The organism is Enterococcus sp. LJL128, assembly GCF_056924295.1.
Window position 1 is genome coordinate 143,971 of sequence record NZ_JBXPBP010000006.1, and the last position, 15,040, is coordinate 159,010.

The 15,040-nt window shown below is 39.3% G+C and carries 10 protein-coding genes; 2 read left to right on the top strand and 8 right to left on the bottom strand.

The features are described 5' to 3' along the window. Positions 1–222 precede the first annotated feature (222 nt). Complete coding sequence (locus AC1Z3K_RS09685; RefSeq protein ID WP_461732593.1) at positions 223–702, bottom strand: MGMT family protein; 480 nt, start codon at positions 700–702, stop codon at positions 223–225. A gap of 228 nt (positions 703–930) precedes the next feature. After that, complete coding sequence (locus tag AC1Z3K_RS09690; protein WP_461732594.1) at positions 931–3,576, bottom strand: YfhO family protein; 2,646 nt, start codon at positions 3,574–3,576, stop codon at positions 931–933. A gap of 281 nt (positions 3,577–3,857) precedes the next feature. Between AC1Z3K_RS09690 and AC1Z3K_RS09695 the strand changes: the two genes are divergently transcribed. Beyond that, positions 3,858–5,180 (top strand): 6-phospho-beta-glucosidase, encoded by a 1,323-nt coding sequence (locus AC1Z3K_RS09695; RefSeq protein ID WP_461732627.1) that lies wholly within the window; start codon positions 3,858–3,860, stop codon positions 5,178–5,180. A 17-nt stretch (positions 5,181–5,197) separates the two neighbouring features. Here AC1Z3K_RS09695 and AC1Z3K_RS09700 read toward each other — a convergent pair whose 3' ends face one another. From AC1Z3K_RS09700 to serC, 6 genes are all read right to left on the bottom strand, one after another. Continuing rightward, the gene (locus AC1Z3K_RS09700; protein WP_426083206.1) at positions 5,198–5,956 is read right to left on the bottom strand and encodes a MurR/RpiR family transcriptional regulator; all 759 of its coding nucleotides are present in this window, start codon (positions 5,954–5,956) and stop codon (positions 5,198–5,200) included. A gap of 761 nt (positions 5,957–6,717) precedes the next feature. Then, positions 6,718–7,965, bottom strand: coding sequence for a glutamate-5-semialdehyde dehydrogenase (locus AC1Z3K_RS09705; protein WP_461732595.1), 1,248 nt, complete (start codon positions 7,963–7,965; stop codon positions 6,718–6,720). After that, complete coding sequence (proB, locus tag AC1Z3K_RS09710) at positions 7,958–8,773, bottom strand: glutamate 5-kinase (protein ID WP_426083210.1); 816 nt, start codon at positions 8,771–8,773, stop codon at positions 7,958–7,960. Before proB ends, AC1Z3K_RS09705 begins: the two co-directional genes overlap by 8 nt. 188 nt (positions 8,774–8,961) lie before the next feature. After that, positions 8,962–10,203: a DUF1015 domain-containing protein gene (locus AC1Z3K_RS09715; protein WP_461732596.1), complete on the bottom strand. Its 1,242-nt coding sequence runs from the start codon at positions 10,201–10,203 to the stop codon at positions 8,962–8,964. Next, the gene (locus AC1Z3K_RS09720) at positions 10,203–11,390 is read right to left on the bottom strand and encodes a phosphoglycerate dehydrogenase (protein ID WP_426083214.1); all 1,188 of its coding nucleotides are present in this window, start codon (positions 11,388–11,390) and stop codon (positions 10,203–10,205) included. Before AC1Z3K_RS09720 ends, AC1Z3K_RS09715 begins: the two co-directional genes overlap by 1 nt. Further along, on the bottom strand, positions 11,391–12,482 hold the full coding sequence (gene serC / locus AC1Z3K_RS09725; protein ID WP_461732597.1) for a 3-phosphoserine/phosphohydroxythreonine transaminase: 1,092 nt from the start codon (positions 12,480–12,482) through the stop codon (positions 11,391–11,393). It lies immediately after the preceding gene. 277 nt (positions 12,483–12,759) lie between these two features. On the opposite strand from serC, the gene AC1Z3K_RS09730 reads away from it, so the two are divergent. Next, the gene (locus AC1Z3K_RS09730; RefSeq protein WP_461732598.1) at positions 12,760–15,027 is read left to right on the top strand and encodes an RICIN domain-containing protein; all 2,268 of its coding nucleotides are present in this window, start codon (positions 12,760–12,762) and stop codon (positions 15,025–15,027) included. Positions 15,028–15,040 lie beyond the last annotated feature (13 nt).

Here is a 15,040-nt window from a genome sequence, read left to right on the forward strand (position 1 = left end):
CAATTTTTCCAAAAAAGGAAGAAGCCTACCTTATTAGGGTAGGCTTCAAGGGGAGATAGTTAGAAAGAAGTTTTACTACGCTCGTCTTTCCACTACAGTAAGTATAACAGAAAATAATCCAGACCGCGTTTCAATAAAGTGAGACAAATTTTTTGTTTTTGCAAATTTTTTTTCATTAGTTTGCTGGAGTAGTGGTTAGTAAAAAAATTTTTTTTTTGAATATTAAGCAAAATTAAATAAGACAGTTTCAAAATCTTTCACATAGTAACGAATGTTTTTTCTTCCTCGCTGAATGATTTGATGCCCTTCCTGCTCTAAACGCTCTCTTTGGAAATCTACTCCGCCTGGGAACTTGGGATTAATTTCCCCATGGGCTTTTAAGGTTCGCCAATAAGGAGTTAAATCTGTTTCCCGCTGGCTGCTGGCCCAAGCAGCAATAGAGGTAAAAGCTCCTGCTGTAATGGGTTCAGTAAAATCAGCATGGTTGATTTTAGCTAGATAGTCTCTAAGAGCCGTAACAGTAATAACCTTTCCTTTTGGGATCTGCTTCATAAGCTTATCGTAGACAAGGGGAGGGGCGAAATACATCAATGAGCCGCCGTATTTATCAATCGTTTTCTGGTCGGTGATTACCTTGGTTTTCGGCATATCTTTGGGATCGTTCAACATGGCATTAAAATCTTTTTTATCTTCATTAGCCATTAGAATCCCTCCTTTCAGGCTTACAATAGCATAGATAAATAGACCTGCCAATGAGACAGTTAAAAAAATATAGAAAAATTTTTGTTTCTTGAGGTAAGCTGAAAAGAGCCGACTTGTCCCATCGTTCATTCGGATTTTAGAAAAGGGGCTGTGACATTAGTATGCCTCAGTCCCTTAAACCCGGATAAACGGTGTTTCAGAAGTAACTTCTGTCACAGCCCCTTTTCTTTATAAAGCTGCCCGCTTTTTACGGGTTCTTTTTTTTGCTCTTGTTTGTTTTTTTTGTTTGGTATCAGTAAATTTTACAAAGAAGACAAATCCACCTGTGCAGAGAACAAACAGCAGGGCGCCAATTTTGAAGCCTTCCGGCAGATAAACGAGCTTGATTGTATGTTCACCTACAGTAACTGGAACACTGATAAACGCATTTTTAAATACTTTGACAGGGACCTCTTTGCCGTCAACATAAGCTTTCCAGCCTTTATCGTAAGGAATAGTTGTGAAAATTGTTTGATTTTCTTTAGCTGAAAATGTTCCTTCAGCAGTTCTCCCTCCAGTTTTCATCTCTATTCCATTCGTTTGAATTTCTTTTACCGCCTGTTCAAAAGCTGTCGTATCAAGACCAACAACTTTGGGTTCCATAAAACTAACAGCTTCTGTACCATAAAAGCTGACAGAAAAAGTCACTGTAGTAGGCTCTTCATAATAACCAATATTGTAATATTGACCAGTAATGTTGATTTGAGATTTCTGACTGCTGCCGTTCACGGTCATAGTAGCACTAGAGCTTTCTAATTGCCCAAAGTCTGTTGGGAACAGACTGAGATAAGCTTGTGTATGTGCTGGAACAGCCACGCTCCACGTAATTTCTTTTGCAACATCGCTTTGCAGTTCACGATAGGTAACAGAATTCACATTGTCTTCAATCTTTACATTTTGCTGGTTGATAATTGTTGGAGAATAGAAGGTAAAGTAATTTTGTTCCTGCTGAGACAAGCTGTTTAGCAGCTCCGTCTGGCTGCTGAGATTATCGTTTTCAGGCTGCTCTACGTCATAAATGGATTCATTAGCCAAAAAGCCCAATGGCAAGGCATATTGATTCTCGTACAACGTAAATTTCCCGGATGTAGCTTCATTAGAAAAACCAAATTTTAATGGATCACTTTCCGAAAGATTATATTTTATGCCCATGAGAGCATCCATTATTAAGGTATTATTGGGATAACGAATATTCAAATTCGTTCCCCTTGAACGAAAGCCCAGCGAGTCCAGATAGGCAGAAGAATTTCTATTGCGGATTGAAGAAAATAAGCTGATGCCGCTGTATCCATAATTGATACTATCGTTAGAGGATACAGGATTTAAATTCTCTAATCGGTAGAAAGTATCGTTTTCCGCCTTGGTCTGATCTACTAGTTTTTTGATATCCGGATAAGGCTCTGTGTATAGACTGCGTGAAGCATAGTTCCAATCATCCAGAATACCATTAATCATTGTATTGGTATTGATAAAGGCTTCAGCACAGACAACCAGCAGCAATAAAGCAGAAAGATATTTTCCAGGCAGTTTTTTTACCTGATAAAAAGCAATACCCGCTAAATACAAACCAAGGAATAGCAAGGTGAGTATAAAGGAAGTCAGTGAAACAAACTCGTAGCTTCCAGTTGGCTTAGACCCTTCAGCTAATGCGAAGAACGCAATAACCAAAATAATAGTTCCTGTGAAAATACCTAAGTCGTCCTTTTTGAACTGCTCCCAGCCATAGCCGGCAAGTAGAACGACAAGAAATGAAAATAGAAAGCTATAGCGGAATAAAAACATATTTGGCGCATGCATTCCATGCCAGAACAAGTTCAGCGGTACGATGTAGAAACTGGCAATTAGAATAGCGAATAAGCTGCCAAAGAGAAGTTTATTTTTTAGCGGGATATGTCGTGTAGTAAAGTAAAACACACAAAAAATCAGCGGCAGCAGACCGACATAAATAAATGGAATCGATCCATATTTTGTTGTATCGTACACGCCAACCATATTTTTCATGACAATATCCCAGAAGGCGGTCGCTTCTGTTTTAAATTTTGTGATTTCTGTCAGTTTTTCCCCGTTAAACCGTAAATCAAAAACTGTCGGAAGAATCATAATCATAGATGCGCCGCCAGCCAACAGTGAGGTAATACTATATGGAAGAATCGTTTTTTTATAGTTCTTCCAGTTTGTAAGCAGTCGGACGATAAAGTAAAGGAATGAAAAAATACCAATCATAAAACCCATATAGAAATTTGCAATAAATAACAGCAGATAACTGACAAACAACAGTGTTGGTTTCCTTTGATCCATCAAGCGGTGAATACCCCAGAAAATGAGCGGGAGATAAACAAAAGCATCCAGCCACATAATCAGCTCCGAATGAGCAGTAGTATAAGACATCAAAGCATAGGGAATGCTAAGAGTAACATGCGCCCATCGACTGATTTTGAATGTATGGGAAGCAAAGAACCAGAAGGATAGTCCGGCTGCGCCAATTTTAAGCAGAGTCAGGACGTACAAAGCATCCGGCATGTTCTGGTTGCCAAAGAAAAAGACCAGGGGTGTAAACAAGCCCCCTAAATAATAAGACAAGAGCGACATATAATTTAAGCCTAGCGAAGCGTTCCAGCTATAGAAGATGCTTTGTTTTCCATGCAGAACATTATTAAAGCTGGCATGGAAATTGGAAAACTGAGAGAAGGCATCACTTGCTAAAACACTGCGGCTGCTGCCGGGATATATGCCGATACTTAGATAGACAAAAACCATTATAAAAAAAGGAATGAAGAAACTGGCGGCCATATATTGCCAGTTTTCCTTAGTAAATTGCTTAATTTTATTTTTCATAAACAGACCCCTCAAGACAAGTTAGTATTCGTATCATCTAGTTTAGCATATTCATAGAAAATATCACCAATAGAAAGAAAATTTCATAAAATATTCATGGTTGAACAGCAAGCTTGTTTGCAGGGAAGAACGATAATAAAGAGCTGATGTTACGTAGTGATACATTCAAGACACAAATAACCATCTTTCAAATATGTAACCAATCTGCTGCTGCCTATATTTCTTTTACAGAGAAAGGTCTATACTTAGGTCAACATCAATGTTCAATACAGGAGGAATAGATAATGAAAAACGGAATTAAAATTGTTACAATCGGCGGCGGCTCCAGCTATACGCCAGAGCTGGTAGAAGGCTTTATCAAAAGATTTGAAGAACTGCCAGTTAGAGAGCTTTGGCTAGTAGATATTGAAGCCGGTAAAGAAAAGCTTGAAATTGTTGGAGAAATGGCAAAACGCATGGTTAAAGCTGCAGGAGTTGACTGTGAAGTGCACCTGACGTTGGACCGCCGAGAAGCATTGAAAGATGCGGATTTCGTCACAACGCAGCTGCGTGTGGGATTGTTGGATGCTAGAATTTTGGATGAACGTATTCCCTTAAGCCATGGCATGATTGGTCAGGAAACAAATGGCGCTGGTGGAATTTTTAAAGCACTGCGTACGATTCCAGTGATTCTTGACATTGTTGAAGATATGAAGGAGCTGTGTCCTAATGCTTGGCTGATTAACTTTACAAACCCAGCTGGTATGGTAACGGAGGCTGTTCTTCGCTATGGAAATTGGGATAAGGTAGTAGGGCTTTGTAATATTCCTGTCAATGCAGTATTTGAAGAGGCAGCACTACTTGAGGAACAGCCTCGGGACTTGTTCTTCCAATTTGCGGGAATTAATCACCTTCACTGGCACACAATCACTGATAAGAACGGTATAGACCGAACAGATGATTTAATTAAAATTATGTATGGCCAAGGAAACGCAAAATCAATTGTTGCTAATATTAAAGATAATGAACTAATTTGGGAACAGGTAGAAAATCTGCATATGGTGCCGTGTCCATATCATAATTACTATTATAATACCGATAAAATGCTGGCAGAAGAACTGGAAGATTTCAAAAATAATGGTACACGTGCGGAAAAAGTAAAACAAATTGAACATGAATTATTCGAGCTGTATAAGGATCCTAAGCTGGATTACAAGCCGAAACAACTAGCGGAAAGAGGAGGAGCACGATACAGTGATGCTGCCTGTGAGATTATCAACTCTATCCACAATGATAAGCGTACAACAATGACCGTTAGCACAAGAAACAATGGTACAATAACAGATCTTCCAGCTGAGAGCGCAGTGGAAGTAACTTGTACAATTACTGGAAGAGGACCTGTTCCATACAACTTTGGCAGCTTTGAACCAAAAGAGCGGGGTCTACTGCAAGTAATGAAGTCAATGGAAGAGCTAACCATTGAAGCAGCTGTAACTGGAGACTATGGCACCTTACTGCAGGCATTTACAATGAATCCGCTGATTACAAGTGGTGGTATTGCGAAGCAAGTCATGGATGAGCTTCTGGAAGCTCATAAATCATATTTGCCTAAATTCTTTAAATAAGCAAAAAACACGAAAAGTCATTTTCCCGACTTTTCGTGTTTTAGTTTTCTAACTTCTTTTGCTAGGTATTCAATTGTATACAGTGCAGGAACCTGTGAAGTAATATCGCTGTCACCAATACTTTCTGTTGAAATATAATAGGGAATATTTACATCAGACAGCTTGGCTATTTCTGATTTTTCACTATTAGTAATTGAAATAATAGAACTTTCATTGGCAATGAAATGGTTCAAATAATCAATTATCGCTGTTGTTTTTCCGCTGACGGAAAGAGCAATTACACAAACATTCCTGGCAATATTTTTGTTGAAAAAGCTAACTGGATGATTCACCGGATCATCAATATTAAAAGCCATGCTGAAGATAGATGAAAAATACAAAGCGCCGTATTCTGCGATAATCTTTGAGGAACCAACTCCGACAAAAAGAACCAGTTCTTTTTCAGCCAGCAGCTCAGCAGCAGCACGCAGGCGTTCCTGATAAAAGGATTCTGTAGAGCGCTGAATGAAGTGTGAAAAAGACGTTTCATCAACTGTATGAATGGTTGTTTGATGACTTTGAGACTCCAGATAAAGACTCAACCGCACTTTAAATTCTGAAAAGCCTTCACATTCAAATTTACGGCAAAACCGTAAAATACTGGCTGTACTGCTGTGTGTAACTTGTGCCAGCTCTCTGATACGCATATAAATCACCTGATCCATATGCGCAGCAATGTATTTATAGATTTCCAAATCAATAGGGCTGAGATCAGGGTTATAGTCTAAGAACAGCAAATGAATTCCCTCGCTTTATGATATAAGTTTATTGAAACAATGGCACAGTTCAGTCTGTTTAAAGAGAAGCAATTGCTTTAATCAATTAACAGCAGCAATTTAGTGCAGAAAAGAAGTAATTAAAGTAAATAAAAGAACCTGAACATCAGCTCTGTGGATAACTTTGTGCATAACTAGTTACGAGCATGTGAAGAATAGAAAAAAACTTGAATATCACTATTAGGTTCAAGGGCATAAAAAATCTTTTCACCGCAAAATTTTTTTCCGAATATTTACTAGATTACTAAAAAAAATGTTCGAATATCTACTAGCGATTCCCGCTTTGCAGCAGGGTAAATTCTTCTTTTTTTAAATAAGCAGATAAAACCTTTAAAATCCTGTCAGTACAAGGATATATTCACTTTTTTAGTGAATAAAAGCAAGCTAAAAGCGTTAGATTATCCGTAAAAAATAAATTGATTTCTTATAACTTTCCTTATTTTAAAAGGAAAGCTCTGTTGAACTGAGGATTAGCTTCTATTGATTAAAAAATAGTGAAAAAATTCTTGTTAAACGGATATTACGAAAAATCCGATAATTCCTTATTAATGTGGATAACTATAAAAGAAAGAATAAATAGTTAAAGATATTATGATTAAAAAAATAGTTATCCACAAAAAAACGGAATATAGAGCTAGTTATCCACAATCGGGGATAACTCTGGGGGAAACTTTTACTCGAAGCGTTCTGCCGGTTTTATTTCAGGTAGTAATCCCTCAATTTTATGCTCGGTACTGGCCGTCACCATAAACAATATATTTAGTAGAGGTCAACTCATCCAGCCCCATAGGTCCTCTGGCATGCAGCTTTTGAGTGCTGATTCCGATTTCTGCACCAAAGCCAAAAACAAAACCGTCGGTAAAACGTGTAGATGCATTAGCATAGACTGCTGCAGCGTCCACCTGCTGCAAAAATTGCTGTGTAGCAAAATAGTTGTCACTGATGATACTTTCAGAATGCTTGGTATTATATTTGTTGATGTGGGCGATTGCTTCATCTAGAGAGTCAACGACCTTGACAGCCAGGATGAAATCAAGAAATTCTGTTCCCCAGTCTGCTTCAGTTGCTGGTATGGATTGTTTTAATATAGCCTGGGCACGCTCGTCAGCCCGCAGCTCCACATTATACTCGCTTAAAGCTTCTTCAATAACAGGTAAAAAGTCTTGGGCTACATCTTTGTGGATAAGCAGGGTTTCTGCGGAATTACACACAGATGGCCGCTGACATTTAGCATTAACAGTAATATCTGTTGCCATTTTTAGCTGAGCATCTTTATCTATATAAATATGACAGTTTCCTGTTCCTGTTTCTATAACGGGAACAGTGGCAGTTTCCAGCACCGTTTTGATTAGATTGGCGCCGCCTCGAGGAATTAGGACATCTAGATATCCATTTAAGGTCATTAGCTTTTTAGCCGTTTCCCGAGAAGTATCATCCACAAATTGAATGGCGTAAGGCGAAAAATCACTATCACTTAATGCTTGCTGGAGAATGGAAACTAATACCTGATTAGATTGAAAGGCTTCTTTTCCTCCTCTCAAAATAACTGCGTTTCCCGATTTAAAGCATAAACTGGCGGCATCCGTTGTGACATTTGGACGGGATTCATAGATGATTCCAATCACCCCTAATGGTACTCGTTGTTTTCCAATCATTAAGCCGTCTTCATTTTTCCACATTTTTTCTACTTCGCCAATTGGGTCATTCAGCCCAGCGACTTGACGAATTCCATCTGCCATTGCAAAAATCCGCTCTTCTGTCAGACGCAGACGATCCTGCATTGTTTCAGAGATACCATTTTCCTCTGCAGCGGCCAAATCATTTTTGTTTGCTTCTAAAATTAAAGGAATACTTTTTTCAAGCTGTTTTGCCATCGCAAGCAATAGCTCATTTTTTCTTTTAGTATCCAGTAAACCTAGTTGATAAGCAGCAGTTTTTGCCTGCTGCCCCAGTGTAATTAAATCAGTCATGCCCATTTCTCCTTTCAATAAATAAAGTACCGATATCTTCTCCTGCTAAAATGTTAAAAATAATCTGCGGCTGTTTTCCGTTAGCTAAAACCATCATGCTTTGTTGTTCAAGTACACGTTCGGCAGCTTTCAACTTGCTGAACATACCGCCTGTACCGAAACGGCTGCCTTTTCCGCCGGCCTGCTGCAGCAAAGCGTCATCAATCTGATTGATTTCAGAATACAGGACAGCTGCTTTATTAGTATTTGGGTTGTCTGAGAAAAAGCCGTCAATGTCGGAAAGCATGATTAATGCATCTGCATTAATTAGCTGTGTCACGATTGCTGAAAGCTGATCGTTATCGCCAAACTTAGTCAAATGGTCTAGTTCATCAATAGCTACGGTGTCATTTTCATTAATAACAGGAATTAATCCCATTCGCAGTAGTTGTTCCATAGTATTGACTACATTGCGGCGGCTTTCAGGATATTCTGTTACATCTCTTGTTAACAGAAGCTGTGCAATTTGTTGGCTGTAAGTGGAAAATCGCTGATTATAGATATTCATCAGTTCCGCCTGACCTACCGCAGCTACTGCCTGCTGTTCAGGAATAGTTGGGGGTCGTTGATCAAGGTTCAGTTTATTGAGTCCGACACCAATCGCGCCTGAAGAAACCAGTATAATTTCTTTACCCTGATTTTTAAGATCGGTTAAGGTGAATGCCAGATGATCAATTGCACGCAGATTGATGTTTCCGTTCGGATAAATCAGTGTGCTGGTTCCAACTTTGATAACAATTCGCTTGGCTTCTTTTAATTGTCTACGCATATTATCCCCCATACAATTCCCGATAAAGCTGCTGGCTGCTGGACTAACCGCATAAACCCACGGTTAGTAAAGTTGCAAGTAAAAATAAATAGGCAGGGGCAGTTTATCATTTTTAGATTCTAAGAAAGCCAGGACTATGAAGTCATAGTTCCCAGCTCTCTTGATTGTTCTTCTATTTTACTGCTTTCTTAGCGTTTTGTCTCTAAATCATGTAAAAATAATCCGCTAAGTAGCTTTGGTTCAAACCACGTAGACTTTGGCGGCATAATTTTCCCAGCATCGGCGACATTTAGCAAGTCATCCATTGTGGTTGGATAAACAGCAAATGCAGCTGTCCATTGTCCGCTGTCTACCAATTTCTCCAGCTCTGCCATGCCTCTTATGCCGCCGACGAAATCAATCCGTTTATCGGTTCGAACATCTTGAATACCAAAAAGGGCAGAGAAAACATGATTTTGAAGGAGAGAAACATCCAGACCTTCAACTGGATCATCTGAAAGAATGTGTTTTTTTGCAGTTAGTGTATACCACTGCCCGTCTAAGTACATACCGAAGGTTTTCGGTTGGGCGGGTTTTCCTGCGTTTGCAGTTTCCACAGTAAAGTTCTCCGCAAGCTGTTTTAGAAAATTTTCTGGAAGAGGAACGTTGACTACACGGTTGTAATCAAGTATCTCCAGCTCTTCCTTAGGAAAGATTACTGAAAGAAAATAGTTAATCTCAGCATCCTTCGGCAGCTGCGGGTGCTGTTCCCTATATTTTTCACCAACTTTAACGGCTGATTCTGTCCGATGATGACCATCAGCAATGTATAAGGCAGGAACATTAGCTTCAAAAGCATTTGTGAAAGCAGAGATAACCTCTTTCTCATCAATGACCCAGACCTTATGTCCAACCTCGTGGAAGCTGGTGAAGTCATAGACAGGAGTATGGGCAGATTTCCAGCTGTCCATCAGCTGTTGAATATCCGTTTGCGACCGGTACGTAAGAAAAATCGGACTAGTATTAGCATCGCAGGCCTCTATATGACGAATTCGATCCACTTCTTTTTCCGGACGAGTAAATTCATGTTTTTTGATTTTTCCTGCGGTATAATCTTCTACTGCTGTACAGGCAACAAGTCCAGTTTGAGAACGGCCATTCATGACTAATTCGTATAAATACAGTGCTGGGTTCTCTTCCTGCAACAGCCATTCTTTTTCAATAAAAGCTTTTAGGTTATCGGCGGCTTTTTCGTAAACCTGACTGTCATAGGGAGATAACTCTTCCGGTAAATCAATTTCAGCTTTATCAATATGCAGATAAGAGTACGGATTTTCCTGCCCCAATTCCCGAGCTTCAGCGGAGTTGAGAACATCATAGGGTAATGTAGCGACCTTTTCACTGAGCTGAGCCGCAGGACGGATACTCCTGAAAGGATGAATTTTTACCATTAATAGTTCACCGCCTCATTATTTTTAATTGTCCGTACTTTAATGATATTTTCAGCCTGTTGAATTTTTTTAGCAACGGCTTTAATTTTTTCTTCATTTGTTTCTGCAATATCCACCAAGGTATACGCGTAGTCATCACGGCTGCGGTTAATCATCGTATCAATATTGATTCCTGTTTCCGCGATACCTGTAGAAATTTGTCCCAGCATGTTTGGTACGTTTTTATGAATGATTGTAAAGCGGTAAGGCGAATTAAACGCCATTTCCACTGTAGGAAAATTGACAGAGCGTTTAATATTTCCAGTTTCTAAAAACTTCTTCAGTGTTCGGGCAGCCATCTTAGCACAGTTCACTTCGGCTTCTTCGGTAGAAGCGCCTAAGTGAGGCAGAACCATGATTTTTTCGTTATTTAACAAGCGTTCATCAGCAAAATCAGTGACGAAGCTGCCGATAGACCCATTGTTGACTGCTTGGCAGACTGCGTCTGTGTCCACTAGTTCACCACGGGCAAAGTTTAGCAGTACAGCAGAGCGTTTCATCTTGTTCAGCTCATCTTGACCAATTAGGTGGTGTGTAGTTTCAGTTAGTGGAACATGAACAGTAATGAAGTCGCAGTTCGTAAAAATTTCATCCATACTCTGCGCCCGTTTTACGCGGCGAGAAATACTCCAAGCTGTATCTACTGAAACAAAAGGATCATATCCAGTAACATCCATTCCCAAACGATACGCATCATTAGCCACCATTGCCCCAATTGCACCTAAACCGATTACGCCCAGTTTCTTACCTTCAAGCTCGGTTCCGGCAAATTGCTTCTTCTCAGCTTCCGCCTGACTTTCGATATCTGGTCCTGAAAGTGTCTGCACCCAATTAGCGCCTTTCAATACAGGACGAACAGAAAGCAGTAGACAAGCAACCACCAGTTCCTTCACTGCGTTAGCATTAGCTCCCGGTGTATTGAAAACAACAATCCCCTTTTCAGCACATTCTTTAACAGGAATGTTATTCGTTCCTGCACCAGCTCTGGCAACACCCAGCACAGAGTCTGGAAATGCATAGTTATGAAGCTTTTCACTACGCAAAATGATTCCGGCTGGTGTATCTGTCTGGTCCACGGTAAATTGAGGATCATCGAAACGGGCTAAGCCCTCTGGTGCGATGGCATTGAAAGTTTTGATATCAAACATTTAGTTCGTTCCTCCATTTTCTGCTTCAAATTTTTTCATAAATGCTACAAGCGCTTCTACGCCTTCTTTTGGAAAGGCATTATACAAACTAGCGCGCATACCACCGACAGAGCGATGACCTTTGAGATTTTCAAAGCCTTCGGCGAGTGCTTCCTGATTGAATTTTTTATCCAATTCCTCACTCCCGGTTACAAAGGGAATGTTGTTGATAGAGCGGTATCTAGGATCCACAGGAGATGAGAACAATGGAGAGGCTTCAATTTCTTTGTACAGAAGCTCAGCTTTTTCTTTATTTAATTTCTCCATTTGTTGTACGCCGCCTTGTTCACGAATCCATTCGAATACTAATTCTGCCATGTAAATAGCAAACGTCGGTGGAGTATTGTAAAGGGAGTTATTTTTTGCTTGAATGTCGTAGTCCAGCATGGCGCTCATCACGTCTGTTTGTCCAATTAAGTCTTCTCTAATAATAACTACTGTTAAACCAGCAGGTCCAATATTTTTTTGTGCGCCTGCATAAATTAAGCCAAAATCAGCAACATTGTAGTCAATAGATAGGATATTGGATGACATATCGGCGATTAACGGAACATCGCCAGTATCCGGCAGGTCATAATAAACCGTTCCTTCAATTGTATTGTTTGTTGTGATATGAACATATGCAGCGTCTTGAGGAATTGCGTCTTTTTCAACCTCGGGAATATAGGTAAAGTTTTTATCTTCACTGGAAGCGATGACTTCTACCTGAACGTTGGAAATTTTTTGGGCTTCACTAATCGCTTTTTTCGACCATGAACCTGTATTGATATACAAAGCTTTTTTATTTTGTGCCAAATTTAATGGAATCATTGTAAATTGAAGACTGGCACCGCCTTGTAAAAATAGTACTTTGTAATTATCGGGAATATTCATTAACTCTCGCAACAGGGTTTCAGCCTGCTGAATAATCGTTTCAAACAAGGAGGATCGATGGCTCAGCTCCATAACGGACATGCCGCTGTTTTGATAATTCACTAATTCAGATTGTGCCTTCTCCAAAACACTTTTTGGCAAAATCGCCGGACCTGCAGAAAAATTATAAACTGTTGTCATACGTTTCTCTCCTTCTTTGTTCATTGCTGAACGAAATTAAATGTGAAAATTATTATAACAGAAAGCTCACATTAAAAAAAGATTAAAACTAATTTAATGTGTATATATTTTAAGATAAAGGCATTTTTAGTTAAAAATGAGAATTTTTCTTATTAAAATTAGAAGAAAACAGGTCTGTCTCTTTTTTAACGTTTGCATTCTGTGATTTGACAGTTTATCATTAAAATAACTAGGGTTTTTTTAAGTATTTAATAATAAATTGAGGGGCGTACTAAATATGAAGAGAAAAATGTTGTCCATTATGTTAGGGTTATCTCTGATGTTTTCTTATGGTGTACCGGAAATGGTACACGCAGAAGAAGGCTCAGCTGTTAGTAGCGAGAAAACAGAAGAAAACAGTAGTGAGTCTCAAATGGAGAGCTCTGATTTTGAAAGTGAAGATTTTCTGGACAATTCCGAATCAAGTAGTGAGGGAACAGAAGAAACATCTGAAGCAGAAGAAGGCTTAGAAGAAAATGAATTGTCAGAAGGAGTGGAAGTTCAGAGTGGGATTTATAACATCTGGACAGCGACGGAGTCTACTTTACTGAGTATGGAAAAAGATTCAGGCAAACTGAAACTGGACAAACAAATTTATCATAGCCGACAAAACTTTGAAATCATTTCATTGGATGATAAGTGGTATCAAATCCAAAATGTTGATTCACAACTATTTTTAGAAGTTCAAGCTGACATAACAGCTGATAAATCAACAGTTATTCAAACAGAAGAAAAGGATACAGATGCGCAGAAATGGCAATTTGTAGATGCTGGTGATGGAAATCTCTACATCCAATCTAAACTGGGAACTGTCTTAAATTTGTCAGAAACCCAAAATTCGATTGAAGCAGCAGTTCAAATGAACCAGCTTGATGCTAACAAAACACAGAAATGGCGTCTGGATAAAGCCGTTGAACCAAATGTTGTAACTATTACTGATGGGTTATATCAGTTTGCTGGAGTTGAAACAGACAGTGTACTTGCTGTTGATGAAGCTTCTAAGAATGAGTTAAAGGTAAAACCGTCAACATATAGTAGTACTGAACATTTTACGGTAACAAAAGTGACAGATGGATGGTATACAATTACTAATTCCAGCTCTAATATGGCCTTAGATGTTGAGGAAGAGAAAACTTCTGATAAGGCTGCTGTACAGTTAAGCATGGAAGAAGATGCGGAAGAGCAGAGGTTCCGATTCATAGATGCCGGTGATGGAAATGTCTATATTCAATCTGAACTTGGAGAATATATTGAACGGGACACAGCAGAAGCAACAATGGAAACAACTGTTCAAGCGGATACATTGACCGAATCAACTGAGCAAAAATGGAGAGTAGCAGCAGCTAGTGCGCCTAATGTAGTTCAAATTCAAAGTGGTGCCCGCTATTTCATTTCTTCTAATGTAAATACAAATATGGTTTTAGATGTTTATAAAGGTGGTACTCAAAACGGAGCGAATGTGCAGCTTTGGAGAGAGGGCGGTGGCTCTCAGCAAAAATTTATTATTGAAGTTGTTGATGCTAATTGGTACAGAATAATTAACGAAAAATCTAAAAAAGTACTTGATGTAGCATCTGGGAGTAAGGCGAATGGAGCAAATGTGCAGCAGTATGCATGGAATGGAACAGATGCACAGAAATTTAGGTTTGTGGATGCGGGGAATGGCTTTTGTTATATTCAAAATAAGTTAGGAAAGTATCTAGATATCGAAGCTGCTCAAAATAAAAATGGAGCTAATGTACAAATGTATGGTTTAAATCGTACCAAAGCGCAACAATTTAAGCTTGAGAATTTGAACCAAACCAATTTTATTCGCATGACAAAATCGGATAATACAGCCGTTCGAATGACTATTTTCAATCCAAGTGTAAGTGCAACATCGATGTCGTTCCCGACATGGAGCCGTACAAAAGGGCAAGATGATATCAAATGGTTAGCAGGTAGCAAAAATTACGACAATTCATGGACTGTAAATATTCGGAGCAAGGATTTTCGTGATGGCGGTGCTTTTGATACTCATATCTATGCTAATGGAAAAGTGGGTATAACGACTAAAGCCTATACATTAACCAAGAACAGAACAGCAATGGAGCAGCAGGCTTACAATATTTTGAATCAAGTGGGCTGGAATCTGCGGGCTGCCTATAACTGGTCTGTAAACAGTATAAGATATCAGTCACTGTCAGCACCTCCAGCAGGAGCGAATTTCGCTGAGTGGTATGCAAGAGAAGGGTTCAATAACCGAAGAGGCAACTGTTACGCATTTGCCAGCACTTTCTATTACATGGCCAAAGAACTGGGCTATGATGCACATGTAACCGTTGGTAGCGTGAGAACAGTGAGCGGCGGTGCCAGTGCCCATGGCTGGGTTGAGATTAACATGAGTGGTACAGTTTATGTGTTTGATCCGGAAGGAGAATACGAAATTAAAGGGTACAATGGGTATCAATTTCGTTATGGCAATCCGGGAACGATGAGGTACCAAAATTATCGTCGCGTTAATTAAAAAATAAGGAGTA